We start from the raw sequence: 23,043 nt of genomic DNA on the forward strand, positions 1-23,043 counted from the left end.
GGATTTCGAAAAGACATTAGGATCAAAAACATATTTATATAACTGTCATAAATTACAGTTCGTTAGACGGTAAACCCATAAGCCCGCCATTACGCAGAGAGAAATTGAATAAATAGAGCTAATCCGGAAAAAGGAACGCCTCCGAAGTGGAGGCGTCCGTTATCAATAAGCAAGTTGGGTGACTCAAATATCAATGGTCCGTAGCGAGTTACCCATCCCCGCATCGATGACCTGAATGTCAGGCCTGAGGCGTTTTACGGAAGCCGACCGCCAGGCGGTTCCAGCTGTTGATGGTGCTGATGGCGACGGTCAGGTCGACCATTTCCTTGGGCGTGAACTGTGCGCTGACCACTTCGTAGTCTTCGTCCGGGGCGTGGGTCAGGCTGAGCTGGGTCAGGGATTCGGTCCACAGCAACGCAGCGCGTTCACGCTCGGTGAAAAACGGCGCCTCGCGCCAGGCCGTCACGGCGAACAGACGACGCGGGGTTTCGCCACCCTTGATCGCATCGGCGGTGTGCATGTCGATGCAGAAGGCACAGCCGTTGATCTGCGAAGCGCGCAGCTTGACCAGTTCAATCAGGCTTTTTTCCAGCGGCAGCTTCGACACTGCTGTTTCCAGGGCGATCATCGCCTTGAGGGCATCAGGGCTGGCAGTGTAGAAATCGATACGGGGTTGCATGGCGTGCTCCAGGGCAAGTGGGTGTGTCGCTACGTTAGTTCCCAGGCCGGTCTACACAAATAGCCAATATTCCAGAAGTCGAGGAGGCCATTGGCGCGGGTGTGATGGGTTTCACTCTTCACTTTTGGTGAATTCACTGCCGTCATCGCGAGCAAGCTCGCTCCCACAGGGAAATGCACTCAAATGTGGGAGCGAGCTTGCTCGCGATCCGCGCAGCGGCCATTCACCACCGAGCTCAAACCCGATTGCGCAACCACCGCAGAAAGCCTTTTTTCTCCACCGCCACCGGCAGCTCCTGAGTCAGGGTTTTCGCTTTTTGCAGCCGGTAATCGAGCAAGGCTTTCATTGCATCGTTGATGTCGTGACGGGCATCCAGGCACGGCTTGAGGTAGGACTTTTCGATGCGGTACAGGCCACAGAAGGTCTTGGCGGTAAACTGCGCAGGCAGCGCGCTGTCGGTGAGAATACCCGCCTCGCCGATCACCTCCCCCGGCCCCATGCGTCCGGATTCGAATGGCGTTCCGTGGCGCATCAAGGTCACCGAGATCACGCCGGATTCGATAATGAACAAGTGATCGCTGACCTCCTCCGCTTCCAGGATCACCTCCCCGGCGCGAAAGGTTTGCAGGGTCATGTTCTGGCTGAACGTGTCTTTCTCCTCCTGACGCAGGGTGGAGAAAATCGGCGAGCTGTCCAGCAACGCCCGTTTGCGTGTCGAGTTGATCGGCGGGTTGGGCTCCACGCTCGACAACAAATTGACCCCGCAGGCCTGCAAGTGCCGGTAGGCCAGGTCGTACAGCTGATTGCGCACTGAGCGTTTCTCGTCCATCGATGCGACAAACCCGCTGATTTCATAGACCACACCAGTGTTGCTGGCATTTTTCAGGCCGACGCTGGGCGACGGCGTCTCCAGCAGCGCACGGCACCCTTGCATGGCCCGCTCCAAGGCTTCGATCACCGTGTTCGGCCTCGCGTGGGGGCTCACTTCCAGTGAGACGGAGATACCGAACATGTCGTTCGGCCTGCTGAAATTGATGATCTTGGCTTTGGCCGCCAACGAGTTCGGAATCACTGCCATGCAGCCCTGGGAGGTCTGCAGGCGGGTGGCGCGCCAGTCGATGTCGGTCACCTTGCCCTCCATGCCGTCGATGGAGATGTAGTCATCGAGTTGATAGGGCTTGGTGGTGTTGAGGACGATCCCGGAGAACACGTCGCTGAGGGTACTTTGCAACGCCAGGCCGACGATGATCGCCAACGCACCGGAGGTGGCCAGAACACCCTTGACCGGCAGTTCCAGCACATAGGCCAGGGCCGCAATCACCGCGATCAGGAAAATCACCGCGCCGAGCAAATCCTGGAGCAAGCGCCCGGTATGCCCCACCCGTTGCATCATCACCGCGCCGATCAGCACGGTCAGGGTCCGCGCGCCGAACAACCACCAGCCGATCTGCAAGCCGGTGGCGGCCAGGTGCAGCGGCACGTTATCGGCCCAGGGCGGCGGTTCCATCGGGTTCAGGCCTTCGTTGAACAACAGGAGGCTGAACAACGAAAAAATCACCACCCGCACCAGCAGCCGCCAGGCACTGCCAGCGGCACTGAGCAAGTACCACAACCCGAGATCGATCAGGATCAGCGCCATGGCGCAGATCAATGGGTGTTCAGTGAGCAATGACAGCATCAAGCAACTCCATCCAGGGCCAATGACGCGAAGATCGCATGGATTGGCACCAGTGTAGGAGCAATTGATTTGGCGGGATTCTGCAAACGCCACAAAAACAAATGTGGGAGCGGGCTTGCTCGCGAATTCAGTGTGTCAGGCAACATATATGTTGTTTGACACACCGCTTTCGCGAGCAAGCCCGCTCCCACAGGGGGGATGCGTGATGCCGAAGTTATTTGCTGTTGGTCAGCGTGCTGTAGCTGGTCATCAGGTTGCGGTAGTCCGGAATATGGTTGGAGAACAGCGTGCCCAACCCTTCGATATCGTTGCGCCAGTCGCGGTGCAGTTCACAGGCCAGGCCGAACCAGGTCATCAATTGCGCCCCCTGGGCGGTCATGCGGCTCCATGCCGATTCGCGGGTCAGTTCGTTGAAGGTGCCGGACGCGTCGGTGACCACGAACACATCAAAGCCTTCGGCCAGCGCCGACAGTGCCGGGAACGCCACACAGACTTCGGTCACTACGCCGGCGATGATCAGTTGTTTCTTGCCGGTGGCCTTGATCGCCTTGACGAAGTCTTCGTTGTCCCAGGCGTTGATCTGGCCAGGCCGAGCGATGTACGGCGCGTCCGGGAACTGTGCCTTGAGCTCCGGCACCAGCGGGCCGTTGGGGCCGGTTTCGAAACTGGTGGTGAGGATGGTCGGCAGCTTGAAGTACTTGGCCAGGTCGGCCAGGGCCAACACATTGTTCTTGAAGCGATCAGGATCGATGTCGCGGACCAGTGACAGCAGGCCGGTCTGATGATCCACCAGCAGAACGGCGGCGTTGTCCTTGTCCAGACGCTTGTAGGAAGTGGTCATTGCAGTAATCCTCGCAGGTTATCGATGCCGATTGGAGATCGGCGTGGGGCAGCCGGTTAGCGCTGGGAGTCCAGCGCCTCGTGTTCGTTCGCCACTTGCTGGGCCTTGAGGTAGCTCTCGATCAGCAATTGATAATGCGGCATGGCCTGGGCGTAGACAGCGGCCCACTGTTCGGCATCGGGGCGGTTCCACGAGCCTTGCAGCTCGGAGAGCGTCGCCATGATGTCGATCGGCACCACCCCGGCCTGGGCCAGACGGGCAACGGTCAGATCAGTGGCCAGTTTCGAGTGGTTGCCGGAGGCGTCGACCACCGCAAATACCTTGTAGCCTTCATGCACGGCGGCGATGGACGGGAACGCCAGGCACACGCTGGTCAGGGTGCCGGCGATCACCAGGGTTTTCTTGCCGGTGGCTTTGACCGCCGCATGAAACTCCGGGTTGTCCCAGGCATTGATTTCGCCTTTGCGCGCCACGTACTGCGCATGGGGTGCGGCCTCGTGAATCTCGGGAATCAGCGGCCCGTTCGGCCCCTGGGGAACGGAAGCCGTGGTGATCACCGGCATCTTCAGCAGGGTCGCAGCCTTGGCCAGGGCAATGGCGTTGGCGCGCAGTTGGGGCACGTCCATGTCCTTGACGATCTGGAACAGTCCGCTCTGGTGATCGATCAACAGCATCGCGCTGTCGCTGGGATCGATGGTCGGTTTCTGGCCGTTGAAGTTGGCCGCGTAGACAGTACTCATGTGCGTTTCCTCTTTCTTTTGGGCAACAGCCATCCCTGGCCTGAAAACCGGCCTACTCATCCTGTGTAGAGTCGGGTGTTGAAGCGCTGCGAATTAAGCGTGCATCCGGCCGAAGCGTCCGGACTGGAAGTCGGCGAAGGCCTGGTGGATTTCTTGCTCGGTGTTCATCACGAACGGCCCGTGACCGACGATCGGCTCGTCGATCGGCTCACCGCTGAGCAACAACACCACCGCGTCTTCGCTGGCTTGGAGGGTCATCTGATCGCCCTTGCGATCGAACAGGGCCAGTTGCCCCTGGCGCACCGGTTCCAGGCCATTGACCTGAACCGTGCCACGCAAGACCACCAGTGCGGTGTTGCGCCCTTCATACAGGTCCAGGGTCAGCGACTTGCCGGCATTCAAACGAATGTCCCACAGCTCGACCGGGGTAAAGGTGCGTGCCGGGCCCTTGTGGCCGTCGAACTCACCGGCGATCAGGCGCAGGCTGCCGGCGCTGTCCTTCAAGGCGATGCTCGGGATGTCAGCATCGAGAATCGTCTGGTAGCCGGGGTCGGCCATTTTGTCCCTGGCCGGCAGGTTGACCCACAGTTGCACCATCTCCAGGGTGCCGCCGCTTTTGGCGAATCCTTCGGAGTGAAACTCTTCATGCAGGATCCCCGAGGCAGCGGTCATCCATTGCACATCGCCAGGGCCGATCTTGCCGCCACTGCCGGTGGAATCCCGGTGCTCCAGTTCGCCCTTGTAAACGATAGTCACGGTTTCAAAACCACGATGAGGATGCTGACCAACGCCACGTCGTTCGGTGGTCGGGGTGAATTCAGCGGGGCCGGCGTGATCGAGCAACAGGAACGGGCTGATGTGTTTGCCCAGGTTGTCGTAGGAAAACAGCGTGCGAACCGGAAAACCGTCGCCAACCCAATGGGTCCGTGGGCTGGTGTAGATACCGATGATGTTTTTCATGGTGTCTCCTGGTGAAGGGGTGGTGAAGCCATGGACAAAGCTTAAAACCGTGACCTTTGCTGCGCTAGACTGCAAAAATCAGCTTTAGCGTTCTATCTGGAGAACGATGGTGGAAGACCTCAACACCCTCTACTACTTCACCCAAGTGGTGGAGCATCACGGTTTCGCTGCGGCCGGCCGGGCACTGGACATGCCCAAGTCGAAGCTCAGCCGACGCATTGCCGAGCTTGAAGAACGTCTCGGCGTGCGCCTGCTGCACCGCACCAGCCGGCATTGCTCATTGACGGAAATCGGCCAGGCGTATTACCAGCGCTGCCTGGCCATGCGGGTGGAGGCGGAAAGCGCCGCCGAACTGATCGAGCGCAACCGCTCCGAGCCTCAGGGCATGGTGCGTATCAGTTGCCCGACGGCGCTGCTCAACACTTGGGTCGGGCCAATGCTGACCCGCTACATGCTCAAGTATCCGTTGGTGCAAGTGTTCATCGAGAGCACCAACCGCCGGGTCGATCTGATTCACGAAGGCTTCGACATTGCCCTGCGGGTACGCTTTCCACCGCTGGAAAACACCGACATGGTGATGAAGGTGCTGGGCAACAGCACCCAGAGCGTGGTCGGCAGCCCGGCCTTTTTATCGCGCCTGTCGACACCGGCCTCCCCGGCCGACCTCAGCGGCCTGCCGAGCCTGCACTGGGGCGCGGCGCAGCGCGAATATCAGTGGGAACTGTTCGGCGCCGATGGCAGCACGGCGATGATCCGGCATGCCCCGCGCATGGTCACCGATGACCTGTTGGCCTTGCGCCATGCGGCGGTCGCCGGGATCGGCATCGTGCACCTGCCCAGCGTGGTGGTGCGCGATGAAATCGCTGCCGGGCAACTGGTGGAACTGGTGCCGGGCTGGGCACCGAAGAGCGGTGTGATCCATGCGATATTCCCCTCGCGTCGGGGGTTACTGCCGTCGGTGCGCACCTTGATCGATTTTCTCGGGGAAGAATTCAGTCGCAGTGATATTGCTTGAAGGCAGCGGCAAGCTTTGAGCTGAAAGCGGCAAGTTGATTGGGGGGTAGCGGATATTTTATTTCGGGCATAATATTAAATTTGATTACACCCATAATATTTACCCCACCGAGGACTCCGTCATGCAAAGCCCTAACCGCGACGCCACCCTCGCCCAATGGATCGCCCAGGAACAAGCCATGCGCGCCCGCCTTGCCGGGCCCGGCAGTCTGTCCATGGCCGAGGTCAGCGCGTTGTCCCCCGCCGAGTTTTTCGAAGGCATTGGCAACGGCGAATTGCCCTCCCCGCCGATTGGCACGCTGATGGATTTCATCCCCATCCAATGGTCGACCGGACTGTTCATCTTCCAGGGCACGCCGGATGCCCGGCACTACAACCCGCTGGGCACCGTCCACGGCGGTTATGCCGCAACCTTGCTTGATTCATGCATGGGTTGCGCGGTCCATACACAACTGAAAAAAGGCCAGGGTTACACCACGCTGGATCTGCGCATCAGCTACGTCCGCGCGTTGAACAACGCCAGTGGACCGGTGCGTGCCGAGGGCAAGATTGTGCACTTGGGTCGCTCGACAGCGCTGGCCGAGGGGCGGATTTATGATGTGGATGGGCGGTTGTATGCGACGGGGACCACCACTTGCATGATTCTTGAACCTCGGGGGTAAGGCTTCAGACCGAGTCGCTACCTTCGCGAGCAAGCCCGCTCCCACATGGGGAATGCATTGCAAATGTGGGAGCGGGCTTGCTCGCGAAGGCGTCGGATCAGACACCATCACCCCACCAGACTGCCGATGATTCTTGATTTCCAGTAAACATTGCTTTGCCAATCCAGCGGTTTTTCTCACGGATGCAGGCGCAGATACTGCCGCCCATTCCCACTGCAACCTCTGGAGTCATCAATGTCCATTCCCGCCTTCGGCCTGGGTACGTTTCGCCTGCAAGGCCAGGTGCTCATCGATTCGGTGAGCACCGCCCTGGCGCTCGGTTACCGGGTGATCGATACCGCACAAATCTACGAGAACGAAGCCGAGGTCGGCGAGGCTATCGCTGCCAGCGGCATCGCCCGGGAAGACCTGTTCATCACCAGCAAGATCTGGGTCGCCAACCTGGCCGGTGATCGACTGATCGACAGCCTGAAGGAAAGCCTGGGCAAACTGCAGACCGATTACCTGGACCTGACCCTGATCCATTGGCCTTCGCCGGACGATCAAGTGCCTGTCGCAGAGTTCATGGGCGCCCTGCTCGAAGCCAAACGTATGGGCCTGACCCGGCAGATCGGCGTGTCCAACTTCACCATCGACCTGATGAAACAGGCGATTGCGGCCATCGGCGCCGAGCACATCGCCACGAACCAGATCGAACTGCACCCGTACCTGCAAAACCGCAAGGTCGTCGCGTTCGCGCAGAGCCAGGGCATTGGCATCACGTCCTACATGACTCTGGCTTACGGTGAAGTCCTCAAGGACCCGCTCATCCAGTTGATCGCTGAACGCCTGCAAGCGACGCCGGCTCAGGTCACCCTGGCGTGGGCCATGCAATCGGGTTACTCGGTGATCCCGTCGTCCACTCGCCGGGCCAACCTCGAAAGCAACTTGAAGGCTCGCGAACTGACCTTGAGCGAGGCCGACATGGCCTTGATCGCAACACTGGATCGCGGCCACCGATTGACCAGCCCCAAAGGCATCGCACCGAACTGGGATTGAGCCTCAATCCTGCTCGAGACGCAGGTCCAGGCGGGCCATGGCATGCTGCAACTGGTCGACGGCGTCGTCGATCAGTGCCGCGCGGCCGTCATTGCACGCCCGCTCCAGTTGTTCGCAACACTCGACCAGGCCAAGCGCTTGCACCATCAGCGCCCCGCCCTTGATCCGGTGTGCCAGCGTCTGCAAACCCGGGCGGTTGTCGCTGGCGTGCAAGGCCAGCAAATGCACGCGGTCCTCACGGTTGGTCAGCGCCAGATCGTGCAGCAGTTGATCGATCAGCTCAGGGTCCGTATCCGCATAGCGCTCCAGCCCGCTCAAGTCGAACTCGGCCAAGCCTGGGTCGTCATTTGCCGCCGGAGGGGCGCTGGAAAAGCGCTGCGCCAGCCACGCCTGCAAATCCACCAGGCGAATGGGTTTGAACAGGCAATCGTCCATGCCCGCCGCCTGACAGCGGGTTTTCTCCTCGGCCTGCGCATTGGCGGTAAAGCCCAGAATCAGCGTCGGCGACAGCCCTTGCAGCCGCTCGTGCTCACGTATTGCGCCCGCCAATTCGTAACCGCTGAGCACCGGCATGTTGCAGTCGGTAATGACCAGTTCGAAACTCTGTTCGAAACTCTGTCCGCGCCACTGTTCAAGCCCCTGCGCCCCATCCTCCGCCAATACCACACTGTGACCCAGATAGCTCAACTGCCGCGAGAGCAGCAGGCGATTGGCCGGGTAATCGTCAACCACCAGGATCGACAACGCCCGGGTCGTGAGCTGCGCCGAGTCCTGGGGCATCCCCCCCGCGGGCAACGCTTGCAGGGCGGGCAGCATCAGGCTGATGTCCACCCGCGTGCCGCGCCCAGGCTCACTATCGAGATGCAACTGCCCGCCCATCATTTCGCACAAGGTACGACTGATCACCAGGCCCAGGCCGGACCCTTGCCGGGCGGTCTGCTGATTGTTATCGGCCTGCACGAACGGGCTGAACAGGCGTTGCTGGTCGAAAGCGTTGATACCGATGCCGCTGTCCTCGATCCGTACGCTGACGGCGAGATGCGCCGGAGCTTGCGGCCGCACTCGCAGTGTCAGGCTCACCTGGCCTGCACGGGTGAACTTGATGGCGTTGCTCAGCAGATTGGACAGCACTTGTTTGAAGCGCACGGGATCGAGCATCACATCGAGGTCACTGTGTTCGGCGAGCTCGACCCGCCATTGCAGATTCTTCTGAATCGCCAGCCCTTCGAAAACCCGGCAGACCGATGTCACCAGCGCATGCAGGTTGACCCGCTCCGGCGCCAACGACAAATGCCCCGATTCGATCCGGGCGACGTCCAGAATGTCGCCGATCAAATCCAGCAATTGCTGCCCGGCATTTGACGCGACCTCAATGGCGTCGCGGTCGGTCACCCCTTCATCGGCCCGTTTCAGCGCCAGTTCGAGCATGCCGATCAAGGCGTTCATCGGCGTGCGGATCTCATGGCTCATGGTGGCCAGGAACGTGGTCTTGGCCCGGTTGGCGTCGTCCGCCGCGTCCTTGGCTTCCTGCAATTGCCCGAGCAATTGCTGACGCTGGCGAATCTGCCGCCGCTGCCAGACGATCCCGGCCAACGCGAGCAACAGCAAGACACCCGCCAGCGCAAACGCCTGCAAGATCGCCTGTCGGTGTCGCAGCCAGTAACTCTGCTCGACCACCGAGTCATAGCGCCAGGGTTGAGTCAGCTCGTCTATTTCTTCGGGAGGAATGCTTAACAGCGCCTTATCCAGAATCGAATGCAGTTCGGTAGCCTCGCGACTGGTTGCCAGAGTGCTTCGGACAGGATTGGCACCCACGGTGCTGGTTACCTGCAGGCGATCGCGATACTGCCGGGAAATCAGGTAACGGGCGCTGATCAAGGAGTTGATGCCGCCGTGGACCTTGCCCTGGGCGACCATTTTCATGGCGTCCGTCGACAGTGGTGCATCCACCAGCTGGATCTGCGGGTGATGCTGGCGAAGGTACTCGCCGGCAATGTTGCCCTGGGTCAGTGCCAGGGCTTTTCCCGCCATGTCTTCCAGCGTCCTGGGGCTGTCCCCGGTCGCTCGGGTCACCAGCACCGAAGGGCTGCTCAGAAACGCCCGGGTGAACAGCAGTTCATCCTCACGCTGGGAACTGAGGCCGATACCGGCCAGCACATCGACCTGCCCACTGGTGATACCGGACACCATATCAGTCACTGATTTCATGCTCTGGATGTCGAATTGCAGCCCGGTGCGCGAAGTGATTTTCGCCAGCACATCGACGCTGATACCGCGAAACTTGCCTTCGCTGTCGATAAATGAAATCGGCGGAATATTGTCGTTGATTGCCACCCTCACCCGCGGGTGGAGTTCGAGCCAGTGCTGTTCCGCCACACTCAATTGCAATGACCGGGTGCCGTGGATAGATACGCCATTGCCCCCCCAGCGACGCAGAATGTTCATCTGTTCATTGGGGGTGATGGCCGCCAAAGCCTTGTTGACGATGCGCAACAGCGAAACGTTGTCGCGGGTCATCGCGAAGGCAAAGCGCCCGGACTCCATGGGCGAGAAGTCGGTCAGTTGCACGTTGTTCAGGTAGTTCCTGCTGATCAGGTAGTGGGCATTGATCGCATCGCCCAGATAGACATCGGCCTGGCCGAAAGCCACGGCACCCATCGCCGCCAGTGTCGAGGGAAACAGCTGGACCTGCGCCTTGGAATAGAACTGTTGCACGCTGTATTCGGGCAAGTAGTGATACAGCATCACCAACCGCTGGCCGGCCAGAGTCGAGTCAAGCACCGGAGGGGAATCGGTGCGGGTGACCAGCACCGGTTGATCGACCGCGTAGGCGCTGGACATCTGTAACTGTGGGTCCTCGGCTTCATATCGATTGGCGGTTCCCAGAAGGTCTGCCCGCCCCTCCTTGATGGCCTGCAGCGCGTCGGCTCGCGACGGATAACAGTGCACCTCTATGTCGATGTTCAACAATTGTTCGAGCAACCCGGCGTAATCGGCTGTCACGCCTTCGAACACCTTGCCCGCCGTATTGAACTCGAAGGGGGGATAGTCCGGTCCCGAGACAGCCAGCACCAATTTGCCCTTTTGCTGCAGCCAGCGTAACTCGGTGTCCGACAACCTGACGCTCAGGCCTTCGGCACTCGAGCGTCCCAACAGGGTCAACGACTGTTGCGCACAGACAGTCGATGCCCAGAGAAGAAGGCCCGTCAGCAACCAACCAGTCAGTCGTCGGAAAACGTTCATTCAGATCAGATGATTGCGCAGGGCGAAATCCCTCAAGTGCACCGACGAGCTCATGTTGAGCTTGAGGATGAGCCGGGTCTTGTAGGTACTGACGGTCTTGTAGCTCAGGTGCATGATCTCGGCGATCTCCAGGTTTTTCGAGCCCCGGGCCAGGTACTGCAGAATGGTCAGTTCACGATTGGAGAGTTTGTCGATCAACTGCTTTTCACTGCGTTGCAACTGTCCCATCGCCACGGAGCTCGAGGGGGTCTGGGCGAAATAGGTGTAGCCGGCCATCACCGAATTCACCGCCGCCTTCAAGTCATCCAGGTCCTTGCTCTTGGAAACATAGGCAACAGCCCCGGCACGCATGCAGCGGTCCTGATAGAACTGCGCCTCCAGCGAGGTAAACACCACCACACGACATCGGGTGTTTTCAGCCTTTATGCGATCCATCACCTCAAGCCCCGCCACCCCGGGAAGACCCAGATCAAGCAGCACGACATCCGGTTGATGCTCCCGGATCAACGACAGGACCTCGTCGCCACGAGAGGCCTCGTAAATCTGCTTGAACCCTTCACCCTTGAGTATGAGTTTGATCATGGAGCGAACCACCGGATGATCTTCCACAATCAGTGCTGACTTCATGACAACTCCCGTGCAAAACAACACGATCGGGCAAAAAATGCCCTCCAGGCACCGCAGCGGTTGGGCACAACGCTGCGCAAAGACAATTGCATGGAAGGCTGGAAAGAACTACCTGACAGAAATGACAGTTCCGACGAACGGCAGGCGACGATCGACGGTGCTCATCAACTGCGTAATCGACGCCAGGTCAGGCAGAACGGCCTGGCTGACCTGGACTTTGCCCGAGACAGGCGGCGCCGGCGCCTGCTGTTCATTGAAGATAAACCCGTGATGAACCTGTGGGTTGTCAGCCAGGAAACTGAACAGGTCCAGCCCTTCACTGGCCATCGCCCCATTGACGAGCACCAGGTCCAGGGGCTCGCCAGCGTACTCCACCAGTGGAAGGAGCTCGTCGAGGCTGTGCACCGGCGCCACCCGAAAGTAGCCGAGCTGGTTGAACAGCCGCTCGATCCGCAGGCGATTGAAGTGCTGCGCATCGGCGATCAGGATGCGCAAGGATTTATCCGGCAAGGTGACCTCCAAATGGATGTCGGTTTCAAGAGGTCGCAAAGCCTACGGCAGCCCCTCCCAGGTTTATGTAGGAATATTCCTAAATGAATGTCGGTTAGTCTGACGTTTGCCAGGGAAACCTTGGCCTTCACTCCGTAGTACTAGGACTCCAGAACGCCTGCACCACCAGGGTCGAGGTCGAAATCCGGGCCACCAGCGCATCCAGTTCATCACCATCGACCGAGGTGGTCGCCAGAGTGGCTTCGATTTCAATTTCATCCGTGCCGAAGGCATGCACATCGACATCGCTGGCCGGATAGTTGCTGCGCTCCAGCTCGGCTTCGAGCAAGGCCAGCACGGTTTTTTGCTGCGTACGCCGGGCGATGACATAGACGATGTTGGTGACTTCCGCCGAAATCACGTCCAGCGGCTGACGGTTGATGTTGTTGACGATCGGCCGCAGCAAGGTGTTGGCCGCCAGCACGAACAGCGTGCCGAGCAAGGCCTCGGCCAGCAGGTCGGCACCGGCGCAGGCACCGACCGCCGCCGAGGTCCAGAGGGTGGCGGCCGTATTGAGGCCGCGCACATTGCCCTCTTCACGCATGATCACCCCGGCACCGAGAAAACCGATGCCGGAAACCACATACGCCACGACCCGCACGGCGCCATCGGCACCGGCAAGCCGGTTGGCCATGTCGACGAAAATCGCTGCGCCCACCGCCACCAGCACGTTGGTGCGCAGGCCGGCGGTGCGCTGCCGGTACTGGCGCTCGAATCCGATCAGGCCACCGAGGATGAAGGCCGCGCTGAGGCTGACCAGGGTGTCGAGCAGAGAGGTCAGGTTGAGGTTGTTGATGGCTTGCATGATGAAATCCTTGAAAAATACACGATCCCCTGTGGGAGCGGGCTTATTGCCAGCCAAACCGGCGGATGTAGAACCCCTTCACCGCCTGGGTCAGCGCCATGTACGCCAGCAGGATCACCGGCAGGAACACGAAGTACAGCGACGGCAATGCCTGCAGCTTGAAGTAGTGCGCCAGCGGGCCCATCGGCAGGAAAATCCCCACGGCCATGATCAATCCGGTCATCACCAGCAACGGCATGGCCGCGCGGCTTTGCAGGAACGGGATCTTCGGCGTGCGGATCATGTGCACGATCAGTGTCTGGGTCAGCAGCCCGACCACGAACCAGCCGGACTGGAACAGGGTCTGGTGATCCGGGGTGTTGGCATCGAACACGTACCACATCAAGGCGAACGTGGTGATGTCGAAGATCGAACTGATCGGCCCGAAAAACAGCATGAAACGCCCGACATCCGCCGGCTGCCAGCGCTGCGGTTGCTTGAGCATCTCGTCATCGACGTTATCGAATGGAATGGCGATCTGCGAAATGTCGTAGAGCAGGTTCTGCACCAGCAGGTGCATCGGCAGCATCGGCAGAAAGGGGATGAACGCACTGGCCACCAGCACCGAGAACACGTTGCCGAAGTTCGAACTGGCGGTCATCTTGATGTACTTGAGCATGTTGGCGAAGGTCCGGCGCCCTTCCAGCACGCCCTCCTCCAGCACCATCAGGCTCTTTTCCAGCAGGATGATGTCGGCTGCCTCCTTGGCGATGTCCACGGCACTGTCCACGGAAATGCCGATGTCGGCCGTGCGCAGGGCCGGGGCGTCGTTGATGCCGTCGCCCATGAAACCGACCACATGGCCGTTACCCTTGAGCAGCCGGACAATGCGCTCCTTGTGCGACGGCGTCAGTTTGGCGAAGACGTTGGTGGTCTCCACGGCTTTCGCCAGCTCGGCGTCGCTCATGCGCTCGATGTCGTTGCCCATCAGCAGCCCCTGCTGCTCCAGGCCGACTTCGCGGCAGATCTTCGCCGTCACCAGTTCGTTGTCGCCGGTCAGCACTTTCACCGCCACGCCATGGGCCGCCAGCGCCTTGAGGGCCGGCGCGGTGCTTACTTTCGGCGGATCGAGAAAGGCTACGTAACCGATCAGCGTCAGGGCCTGTTCATCGGCCAGGCTGTAGGTGTCGCGGCCTTCAATCATCGGCCGTGCCGCTACCGCCACCACTCGCAGGCCCTCGGCGTTGAAGGTGGCCGTGACCTGACGGATGCGCGCCAGCAGTTCTTCGCTCAAGGCTTCATCGACTTCACCGTGGCGCACCCGCGAGCAGACCGCCAACACTTCCTCCACCGCCCCCTTGCAGATCAGCAGGTGCGGTTGATCGCGCTCGGCGACCACCACCGACATGCGCCGGCGAGTGAAGTCGAACGGAATCTCGTCGACCTTGCGAAACGCCGTGCCGACTTTCAGCTCACGATGGATTTCGACGTGCTCGAGCACCGCCACATCCAGCAGATTTTTCAGGCCGGTCTGGTAGTAGCTGTTGAGGTAGGCCATTTCCAGCACATCATCCGAGTCGTTGCCCCAGACGTCGACGTTGCGCGCCAGGAAGATCTTGTCCTGGGTCAGGGTGCCGGTCTTGTCGGTGCACAGCACGTCCATGGCGCCGAAGTTCTGGATCGCGTCGAGGCGTTTGACGATGACTTTCTTGCGCGACAGGAACACCGCGCCCTTGGCCAGGGTCGAGGTGACGATCATCGGCAGCATTTCCGGAGTCAGGCCCACGGCAATCGACAGTGCGAACAGCAGCGCTTCGGTCCAGTCGCCCTTGGTGAAACCGTTGATGAACAACACCAGCGGCGCCATCACGAACATGAAGCGAATCAACAGCCAGCTGACTTTGTTGATGCCGGTCTGGAACGAAGTCGGCGTGCGATCCGTCGCCCCGACCCGCTGGGCCAGGGCGCCGAAATAGGTGCTGTTGCCGGTGGTGAGGATCACCGCCATGGCCGTGCCGGACACCACGTTGGTGCCCATGAACAGGATGTTGTCCAGGTCCAGCGGATTCTGCGTGTCGCGGTCCTGCTGCCGGGGAAATTTTTCCACCGGCATCGATTCGCCGGTCATGGCCGCCTGGCTGACGAACAGGTCCTTGGCGCTGAGCACCCGGCAATCGGCGGGAATCATGTCCCCGGCAGACAGCACGATCAGGTCGCCCGGCACCAGTTGTTTGATTGGCAGTTCGATGCGCTGTGCGCTGTGGTTCTCAAGGTCCCGGCGCATCACTGTGGCCGTGTTGCTGACCATGGCCTTGAGGGCATCGGCGGCCTGATTGGATTTGGTTTCCTGCCAGAAACGCAGCAAGGTCGAGAGCACCACCATGGAGAAAATCACGATGGCGGCTTTCATGTCTTCAGTCAGCCAGGAGATGACCGCCAACAGTGTCAGCAGCAGGTTGAACGGATTCTTGTAGCAGTGCCACAGGTGTGTCCACCAGGGCAGCGGTTGTTCGTGCTCGATTTCATTAAGGCCGAACTGCTCGCGCAGGGCATCGGCTTCAGGCTCGCTCAAGCCATCGGTGTGAGAGCCGAGTGTGTCGAGCAACTGGCCAGTTTCGCTGCCGGCAGCGTTGACCAGGGTTTGCGCCAGGGTGGGCGGGACTTCACGGCTGACCGTGGTGTCGGTGAAGGTTTCCAGCAACGCCAGGCGACGGAAGTGCCGGGCGATGTGGCGGTTGCGCAGGAAGCCTGCGAAGAATTCCTTGAGGATAAGTTTCATGGCTGGTGCCCCTTTGGTCAGCCGGGAAACCGTCGAGCAGGCAGGTCCACGCCTTTGCCGCCGGAACAACCGGCAAAGCAAGGCCTGGCGCGCCGGTCACGAATGACAGGCGTGTCGATAGAGCGGCGGCCACGACAAAAAGTCGAAACCACGCACTGTTCAGTGTCGATGAGAGGGACGTCGGGACACGGCCGGGATTGGCCATGATCAGGATGCCGCTGCTCGCTTGTCGGCGAGACAACGGCACAGGAGACTGCGCGTTATCTTGCCGAGAAAATGCCGGTTACCGAGACCGGCCGACAACTGTCACTCGAACAAGTACCCACTGTGGGTCTCCGTAATGGATGAAAACGCGCGAAGCTTACGCCCCGATGTTTGGGGAGTAAACCCGTTACATAGTCTTGCAGGGGCAATCTCGGAGTTCTTCAGGAAGGGTTCAGGAATCAATGTTTGCGGTGTTCTTTCTGGCCCCTTCGCGAGCAGGCTCGCTCCCACAATTGATCTGCGAACACAGGGCAAAATGTGGGAGCGAGCCTGCTCGCGAAGGCGGCCTGTCAGTCGCCGCAGAACTCAGCTGGCCGTGGCCAACAACAGATCCACCACCGACCGCCCATGCCCGCGATGCTTGCCGTGCTCATACAAAGAGCCGGCAATCTCATCGGCACGGATCGGCAGGATCGACAGCAAGGTGTCGCTCAGCCCGTGGCTGGCCTGGCAGAAGCCCTGCATGTAAAGGCCGGCCTTGCAGCGTTCATCAGTGATCAGTTTGTAGTTGCGATCGACCTCGAAATCGCCCAGGTACTCTTCCAGCGGCGCCAGCAGCTTGCGGTGCATCTGCCGCTCGTAACCGGTGGCCAGCACCACGGCATCGTAGTGACGCACCGAGACTTCACCGGTGGCGTTGTTGCGCAGCACCAGTTCGACGCCGCGTTCGTTGGCGGTGGCCTTTTCGATCGTGGTCAGGGTATGGAACGCATGACGGGCGACGCCCGAGACCTTCTGCCGGTAGAAGATGCCGTAGATGCGCTCGATCAGATCGATGTCCACCACCGAATAGTTGGTGTTGTGGTACTCGTTGACCAGGCGCTCGCGTTCGCTGTCGGGCTGCTGGAACACCAGGTCGGTGAACTCCGGCGAGAACACTTCGTTGACGAAGGGGCTGTCGTCGGCCGGCTTGAGTGCCGAGCCGCGCAGGATCATGTCCACCTGCACCGACGGGAAGCTGTCGTTCAAATCGATGAAGGCCTCGGCGGCGCTCTGCCCGCCACCGATGATCGCAATGCTCATCGGCTGGTTGTTCACGCACGGCTGCCTGGCCATCTGCGCCAGGTACTGGGAATGGTGGAACACCCGGCCGTCATCCTTGAGCGCCTTGAACACTTCGGGAATACGCGGCGTGCCACCGGCGCTGACCACCACCGAACGGGTGGTGCGCACCTGTTGATGGCCGCTCGCATCGCGGGAAATCACCCGCAATGCCTCGACCTGATGGTTGTGCAGCACCGGCTCGATGGTCAGCACTTCTTCGCCGTAACGGCTTTGCGCCGAGAACTGCCCTGCAACCCAGCGCAGGTAGTCGTTGTACTCCATGCGGCACGGATAGAAGGTGCCCAGGTTGATGAAGTCCACCAGGCGCCCGTGGGCCTTGAGGTAATTGACGAACGAATAAGGGCTGGTCGGGTTGCGCAGGGTCACCAGGTCCTTGAGGAAGGAAATCTGCAACTCGCTCTGGGTCACCAGGGTGTTGCCGTGCCAGCGATAGTCGGCCTGCTTGTCGAGAAACAGCACATCCAGGTTGCCCTGGCTCGCCCCGCGCTCTTGCAGCGCGATGGCCAGTGCCAGGTTCGACGGGCCGAAACCGACGCCGATCAGGTCGTGAACGAGGGGCGATGCAATTGCCTGTGTCATTTCCAGTGTCCTCTGGATGTTCCCCGCAACAGCGGGGCATTGAACCTAAGTGACCTGACCGGCCTTGGGCAGGGCAACAGGTCGTCTGTTGAGTAGGAACGAGGACAATGGAACAAAATTTAACCGGGCTTGATGAATCCCGGAGGATCAGTGGCCTTCCCACTGGCGCATCCGCGTACGGCAATGCTTCATGGCATTGACGATGTGCTTTTCCACCAGCGCACGGGAAATGCCCAGTTGCCCGGCGATTTCCAGATGGGACAGGCCATCGATCTTGCGCAGCAGAAAACTCTCGCGGCACAGCCGTGGCAGTTCCGCCAGGGCACGCTGGAGCATTTCCAGACGCTGGCCGTGATCGAGGACCTTGTGCGGTGAAGGTATGAAGCAGCTTTCTTCGCTGTCGAGTACGTCCAGCGGCTCGGTGCGACGCAAGGCGTTGCGCCGATGGTCATCGACGACCAGGTTGAGAGCGGTGCGATAAAGGAATGCCCGGGGCTGCTCGATCGGTGTATCGCTGGAACGCTCCAGGACCCGCAGGTAAGCGTCATGCACCACATCTTCGGCCACCTGACGGTTGCCCAGCCTGGCGTTCAGGAAACACACCAGCTCGCGATAGTAGTTCTCCAACATGACTCCCGTCCGCACGGGGGTGCGGTTGCTGTCCTTGAGCCGTTTCGGCGACTGCTGGAACACGCAGTGGCACGATAGTGGCAGTTTTAGAAGTGTAATTTATAGTAATTCTCATATAGATTTAAAGTACTGCTTCACCTCGCCCGATAAATAGTCCCCCGCAGGTGTTACGTCGTGTGTCTGTAGCTAAATTCACGGGGGCTTTCATCGTATTAAGGACAGCTCCCCGTCTCTGCCCGGACGGGCCGATTTCCCAAGGCCGGAACCCTGCATGAAACGCCCCCGACAGACCCGACGCGCCCTGCTTGCAGCACTTTGTCTGATCCCCGTGGTGGCTGTCGCCGCCTGGCAGTTCATCCCGCCGGGCCGCGACCGGTTCACCACCGTCCAGGTCAGCCGCGCCGACATTGAAAGCAGCGTCACCGCCCTGGGCACCCTGCAACCGCGGCGTTATGTCGACGTCGGCGCCCAGGCCTCCGGGCAAATCCACAAGATCCACGTGGAAGTCGGCGACCGGGTCAAGGAAGGCCAGTTGCTGGTGGAAATCGACCCGTCCACGCAACAGGCCAAACTCGATGCCGGACGCTTCTCCATCGAAAACCTCAAGGCGCAGCTGCAGGAACAGCGGGCGCAACACGAACTGGCCCGGCAGAAATACCAGCGCCAGCAGAACCTCGCCGCTGGCGGCGCCACCCGTGAAGAAGACGTGCAGACCGCCCAGGCCGAACTGCGCGTGACCCAGGCGCGCATCGACATGTTCCAGGCGCAGATCCGCCAGGCCGAAGCCAGCCTGCGCAGCGATCAGGCGGAGCTCGGCTACACGCGGATTTATGCACCGATGGCCGGCACAGTAGTGGCGCTGGATGCCCGCGAGGGCCAGACCCTCAATGCCCAACAGCAGACACCGCTGATCCTGCGCATCGCCAAGCTGTCGCCAATGACTGTGTGGGCCGAGGTCTCGGAGGCCGACATCGGCCACGTCAAACCCGGCATGCACGCCTGGTTCACCACCCTGAGCGGCGGCACCCGGCGCTGGACCAGCACCGTGCGGCAAATCCTCCCCGTGCCGCCCAAGCCACTGGACCAGACCAGCCAGGGCGGCGGCAGCCCCGCCAGCACCAGCAAAAGCGGGAGTGCCCGCGTGGTGCTGTACACCGTGCTGCTGGACGTCGACAACGCCGACAACGCGCTGATGGCGGAAATGACCACCCAGGTGTTCTTCGTCGCCAACCAGGCGCAGAACGTCCTCACCGCACCCATCGCCGCCTTGCAAACCGGCGCGCAGCCAGACCTGCAGACCGCGCAAGTGGTTGCCAAAAACGGCAGCATCGAACAGCGCAACGTGCGTACCGGCATCAGTGATCGCCTGCGGGTGCAGATCCTCGACGGCCTGCAAGAAGGCGATCACCTGTTGATCGGCCCGGTCGACGGGAGTGGCGGCTGAATGCTGACGCCCCTGATCGAACTTTCGGACATCCGCAAAGCCTACGGCGGTGGCGAGGCGCCTGAAGTTCACGTATTGCGCGGTATCGACCTGTCGATCCATGCCGGAGAGTTCGTGGCGATTGTCGGCGCCTCCGGTTCCGGCAAGTCGACGCTGATGAACATCCTCGGCTGCCTCGACCGTCCGACCTCGGGCGAATACCGTTTCGCCGGGGAAAACGTCGCCGCCCTCGACAGCGACGAACTGGCCTGGCTGCGGCGCGAAGCCTTCGGTTTTGTGTTCCAGGGCTATCACCTGATTCCGTCGGGTTCGGCCCAGGAGAACGTCGAGATGCCGGCCATCTATGCCGGCACTCCGGCCGCCGAACGCCACGCCCGCGCCGCCGCCCTGCTCGAGCGCCTCGGCCTGGCTTCGCGAACCGGCAACCGCCCCCATCAACTCTCCGGCGGCCAGCAGCAACGGGTGTCGATCGCCCGCGCGTTGATGAACGGCGGCCACATCATCCTTGCCGACGAACCCACCGGCGCCCTCGACAGCCACAGCGGTGCCGAGGTCATGAGCCTGCTCGACGAGCTGGCGAGCCAGGGCCACGTGGTGATCCTCATCACCCACGACCGCGAAGTGGCGGCCCGGGCCAAACGCATCATCGAGATCCGCGACGGCCTGATCATCAGCGACAGCACCAGTGAAAACCCGACCGCGCAAAACTCGGCCAACCCGGGTGCGCTACAAGCCGTCGACCTGCGCAAGCGCTTGAGTGAAGGCGCCGAAGCCACCGGCGCCTGGAAAGGCGAATTGATCGATGCCGTGCACGCGGCGTGGCGGGTGATGTGGATCAACAAGTTCCGCACCGCGCTTACCCTGCTCGGGATCATCATCGGCGTCGCCTCGGTGGTGGTGATGCTGGCCGTGGGTGAAGGCAGCAAACGCCAGGTGATGGCGCAGATGGGCGCGTTCGGTTCCAACATCATTTACCTCAGCGGCTCGGCGCCCAACCCGCGTACGCCGATGGGCATCATCACCCTCGATGAGGTCGCAGCGATTGCCAGCTTGCCCCAGGTCATGCGGATCATGCCGGTCAACGGCCAGGAAGCCGGGGTGCGCTTCGGCAACCTTGATCACATGAGCTATGTCGGTGGCAACGACACCAACTTCCCGGCGATCTTCAACTGGCCGGTGGTCGAAGGCAGCTACTTCACCCAAGCCGATGAACAGAACGCCGCGGCGGTCGCGGTGATCGGGCACAAGGTGCGGACCAGGTTGCTCAAGGATGTGGCCAACCCGATCGGCCAGTACATCCTGATCGAAAACGTACCCTTCCAGGTGGTCGGCGTGCTCGCCGAAAAAGGCGCCAGCTCCGGCGACTCCGACAGCGACGACCGCATTGCCATCCCCTACTCCGCCGCCAGTGTGCGCCTGTTCGGCACGCACAATCCCGAGTACATCGCCATCGCCGCCGCCGACGCGCGCAAGGTCAAGGAAACCGAAAAAGCCATCGAGCAATTGATGCTGCGCCTGCACGACGGCAAGCACGACTTCGAACTGACCAACAATGCCGCAATGATCCAGGCCGAGGCACGCACGCAAAACACCCTGTCGCTGATGCTCGGTTCGATTGCCGCCATTTCGCTGCTGGTGGGCGGGATCGGCGTGATGAACATCATGCTCATGACCGTGCGCGAACGTACCCGCGAGATCGGTATCCGCATGGCCACCGGTGCGCGCCAGCGCGACATCCTGCGCCAGTTCCTCACCGAGGCGGTGATGCTCTCGGTGGTGGGCGGCCTCACCGGGATCGCCCTGGCGCTGATCGTCGGTGGCGTGCTGATTTTCAGCGAAGTGGCTGTCGCGTTCTCCCTGATAGCGGTGCTGGGCGCCTTCGGCTGCGCCCTGGTCACCGGTGTTGTTTTCGGCTTTATGCCGGCCCGCAAAGCTGCCCGACTCGACCCGGTCACGGCCCTTACCAGTGAATGATCGATTGATGAAGCCGCCACTCAGTGTATTAACCCTGTGCCTGTTGCTCAGTGCCTGCGGCACCCCGGCCCAGCGCCCCGACAGCGGCATCCAGCCGCCGGCCTCTTGGCAATCGCCACACACCGCAGGCGCTGTCCGTGACAACCAGCAATGGTGGAATCGCTTCGGCAGCCCGCAACTGGGTCGCCTGATCGAACAGGCGCGCCTCGGCAGTTACGACTTGGCCGCCGCCATCGCCAGAGTGCGCCAGGCCCAGGCCGACACGGTCATCGCTGGCGGCTCGCAACTGCCGGAGGTCAAGGCCGGGGCCAATGCCAATCGCCAGAAGCTGATGCGGGGCAGCGGCTACAGTCAGCTCGATGCCGACAGCGATAACGACGCCGTCGACTACTTCAATGCCAACCTGGTGGCCAGCTACGAAATCGATTTCTGGGGCGGCCAGCAGGCCAGCCGCGACAGTGCGCAATTCAGTCTGAACGCCAGCGAGTTCGACCAGGCCACCGTGGAATTGACCTTGCTCAGCGGCGTGGCCAACAGTTACGCGCAAGCCTTGTCGTTGCAGGAGCAGAGCCGCATCGCCGAGTTGAACCTGGCCAATGCGCAAAGCGTGCTGAAACTGGTGCAGACCCGCTTCGATTCGGGCTCGGCCACGGCCCTTGAACTGGCGCAGCAAAAAAGCCTGGTGGCGGCGCAGCAACGCCAGCTGCCGCTGGTGCGGCAACAGGCCGAGGAGGCACGAATCAGCCTCGCCGCCCTGCTCGGCCGCCCGGTACAGGCACTGTCGCTGGGTCAGGAACGCTTCGATCAACTGACCTGGCCCGCCATCGACGCCGGGGTACCCAGCCAGTTGCTCAGCCGCCGTCCGGACATTGCCCGGGCCGAGGCGCAACTGGCCGCCGCCCAGGCCGACGTCACCGTCGCCCGGGCCGCCATGCTGCCCACCGTGACCCTCACCGCCGAAATCGGCTCCGGGGCCGACCGGGCCGACGATATTCTGCGCAGTCCCTTCTACAACCTCAGCGCCGGGCTGCTTGCGCCGGTGTTCAACAACGGCCGCCTCGGCGCCCAGCGCGACAAGGCCACGGCGCGCCAGCAAGAACTGCTGGAAACCTATCGCGGCGCGATCATCAACGGCTTCGCCGACGTCGAAAAAGCCCTCAACAGCATTCGCGGGCTGGACGAACAGCGCGGCTGGCAGAGTGAGGAACTGAGCCAGGCGCAGACTGCGTTCAACATCGCGCAAAGCCGTTACCAGGCCGGGGCCGAGGATTTGCTGACGGTCCTGGAGACCCAACGCACGCTGTATGCGGCGCAGGATTTGAATGTGCAACTGCGCTTGTCGCGGATGCAGGCGAGTATTGCGTTGTACAAGGCGTTGGGTGGGGGGTGGCAGGCTCTTTAATCGTGGTGTCTGTCAGGACGCCTTCGCGAGCAAGCCCGCTCCCACATTTTGACCTGTGTTCACAGATCAATTGTGGGAGCGGGCTTGCTCG

At 61.2% G+C, this 23,043-nt stretch carries 18 protein-coding genes; 6 read left to right on the forward strand and 12 right to left on the reverse strand.

Going from position 1 to position 23,043, the window contains the following annotated elements; all coding sequences use genetic code 11:
• Positions 1–238 precede the first annotated feature (238 nt).
• From KSS91_RS19720 to KSS91_RS19740, 5 genes are all read right to left on the reverse strand, one after another.
• Positions 239–679, reverse strand: coding sequence for a carboxymuconolactone decarboxylase family protein (locus KSS91_RS19720; RefSeq protein ID WP_126050209.1), 441 nt, complete (start codon positions 677–679; stop codon positions 239–241).
• Between the two features lie 235 nt (positions 680–914).
• Positions 915–2,357 (reverse strand): mechanosensitive ion channel domain-containing protein, encoded by a 1,443-nt coding sequence (locus KSS91_RS19725; protein WP_217835856.1) that lies wholly within the window; start codon positions 2,355–2,357, stop codon positions 915–917.
• Between the two features lie 214 nt (positions 2,358–2,571).
• Positions 2,572–3,198, reverse strand: a complete 627-nt coding sequence (gene ycaC, locus KSS91_RS19730; RefSeq protein ID WP_007977984.1) for an isochorismate family cysteine hydrolase YcaC — start codon at positions 3,196–3,198, stop codon at positions 2,572–2,574.
• 56 nt (positions 3,199–3,254) lie between these two features.
• Positions 3,255–3,938 (reverse strand): isochorismatase family protein, encoded by a 684-nt coding sequence (locus tag KSS91_RS19735; protein WP_217835857.1) that lies wholly within the window; start codon positions 3,936–3,938, stop codon positions 3,255–3,257.
• 93 nt (positions 3,939–4,031) lie between these two features.
• Positions 4,032–4,898 carry a pirin family protein gene (locus tag KSS91_RS19740; protein WP_217835858.1) on the reverse strand — a complete coding sequence of 289 codons (867 nt, stop codon included), beginning with the start codon at positions 4,896–4,898 and terminating at the stop codon, positions 4,032–4,034.
• A 106-nt stretch (positions 4,899–5,004) separates the two neighbouring features.
• On the opposite strand from KSS91_RS19740, the gene KSS91_RS19745 reads away from it, so the two are divergent.
• From KSS91_RS19745 to dkgB, 3 genes are all read left to right on the forward strand, one after another.
• Positions 5,005–5,913 carry a LysR family transcriptional regulator gene (locus tag KSS91_RS19745; protein ID WP_041474809.1) on the forward strand — a complete coding sequence of 303 codons (909 nt, stop codon included), beginning with the start codon at positions 5,005–5,007 and terminating at the stop codon, positions 5,911–5,913.
• A 121-nt stretch (positions 5,914–6,034) separates the two neighbouring features.
• Positions 6,035–6,574, forward strand: a complete 540-nt coding sequence (locus tag KSS91_RS19750; protein WP_015094180.1) for a PaaI family thioesterase — start codon at positions 6,035–6,037, stop codon at positions 6,572–6,574.
• Positions 6,575–6,808: 234 nt separating this feature from the next.
• Entirely contained in the window at positions 6,809–7,612 is an 804-nt protein-coding gene (gene dkgB / locus KSS91_RS19755; RefSeq protein WP_217835859.1) for a 2,5-didehydrogluconate reductase DkgB, read from the forward strand.
• Between the two features lie 3 nt (positions 7,613–7,615).
• On the opposite strand, the gene KSS91_RS19760 is transcribed toward dkgB, so the two are convergent.
• The 7 genes from KSS91_RS19760 to KSS91_RS19790 all read right to left on the reverse strand — a co-directional run bounded on the left by KSS91_RS19760 (position 7,616) and on the right by KSS91_RS19790 (position 18,132).
• A complete protein-coding gene (locus tag KSS91_RS19760) occupies positions 7,616–10,855 on the reverse strand; it encodes a transporter substrate-binding domain-containing protein (protein ID WP_217835860.1) in 3,240 nt (1,079 codons plus the stop codon).
• On the reverse strand, positions 10,856–11,482 hold the full coding sequence (locus KSS91_RS19765; protein WP_217835861.1) for a response regulator transcription factor: 627 nt from the start codon (positions 11,480–11,482) through the stop codon (positions 10,856–10,858). It abuts the gene before it with no gap.
• 108 nt (positions 11,483–11,590) lie between these two features.
• Positions 11,591–11,992 (reverse strand): ANTAR domain-containing protein, encoded by a 402-nt coding sequence (locus KSS91_RS19770; RefSeq protein ID WP_217835862.1) that lies wholly within the window; start codon positions 11,990–11,992, stop codon positions 11,591–11,593.
• Positions 11,993–12,119: 127 nt separating this feature from the next.
• The gene (locus tag KSS91_RS19775; protein ID WP_217835863.1) at positions 12,120–12,836 is read right to left on the reverse strand and encodes an MgtC/SapB family protein; all 717 of its coding nucleotides are present in this window, start codon (positions 12,834–12,836) and stop codon (positions 12,120–12,122) included.
• A gap of 43 nt (positions 12,837–12,879) precedes the next feature.
• Positions 12,880–15,594, reverse strand: a complete 2,715-nt coding sequence (gene mgtA, locus KSS91_RS19780) for a magnesium-translocating P-type ATPase (RefSeq protein WP_217835864.1) — start codon at positions 15,592–15,594, stop codon at positions 12,880–12,882.
• Between the two features lie 570 nt (positions 15,595–16,164).
• The gene (locus tag KSS91_RS19785) at positions 16,165–17,502 is read right to left on the reverse strand and encodes a lysine N(6)-hydroxylase/L-ornithine N(5)-oxygenase family protein (RefSeq protein ID WP_217835865.1); all 1,338 of its coding nucleotides are present in this window, start codon (positions 17,500–17,502) and stop codon (positions 16,165–16,167) included.
• Positions 17,503–17,649: 147 nt separating this feature from the next.
• Entirely contained in the window at positions 17,650–18,132 is a 483-nt protein-coding gene (locus KSS91_RS19790; RefSeq protein ID WP_302469571.1) for a sigma-70 family RNA polymerase sigma factor, read from the reverse strand.
• Between the two features lie 271 nt (positions 18,133–18,403).
• Between KSS91_RS19790 and KSS91_RS19795 the strand changes: the two genes are divergently transcribed.
• Genes KSS91_RS19795 through KSS91_RS19805 form a run of 3 tightly spaced genes read left to right on the forward strand, consistent with a single transcriptional unit; the run spans position 18,404 to position 22,952 of the window.
• Entirely contained in the window at positions 18,404–19,576 is a 1,173-nt protein-coding gene (locus KSS91_RS19795) for an efflux RND transporter periplasmic adaptor subunit (protein WP_217835866.1), read from the forward strand.
• Complete coding sequence (locus KSS91_RS19800) at positions 19,577–21,550, forward strand: MacB family efflux pump subunit (protein ID WP_217835867.1); 1,974 nt, start codon at positions 19,577–19,579, stop codon at positions 21,548–21,550.
• Between the two features lie 7 nt (positions 21,551–21,557).
• On the forward strand, positions 21,558–22,952 hold the full coding sequence (locus KSS91_RS19805; protein WP_217835868.1) for an efflux transporter outer membrane subunit: 1,395 nt from the start codon (positions 21,558–21,560) through the stop codon (positions 22,950–22,952).
• The last annotated feature ends 91 nt before the right edge of the window (positions 22,953–23,043 follow it).

Source organism: Pseudomonas azerbaijanorientalis, from assembly GCF_019139795.1.
In the GTDB taxonomy this organism is placed as follows: domain Bacteria; phylum Pseudomonadota; class Gammaproteobacteria; order Pseudomonadales; family Pseudomonadaceae; genus Aquipseudomonas; species Aquipseudomonas laurylsulfatiphila.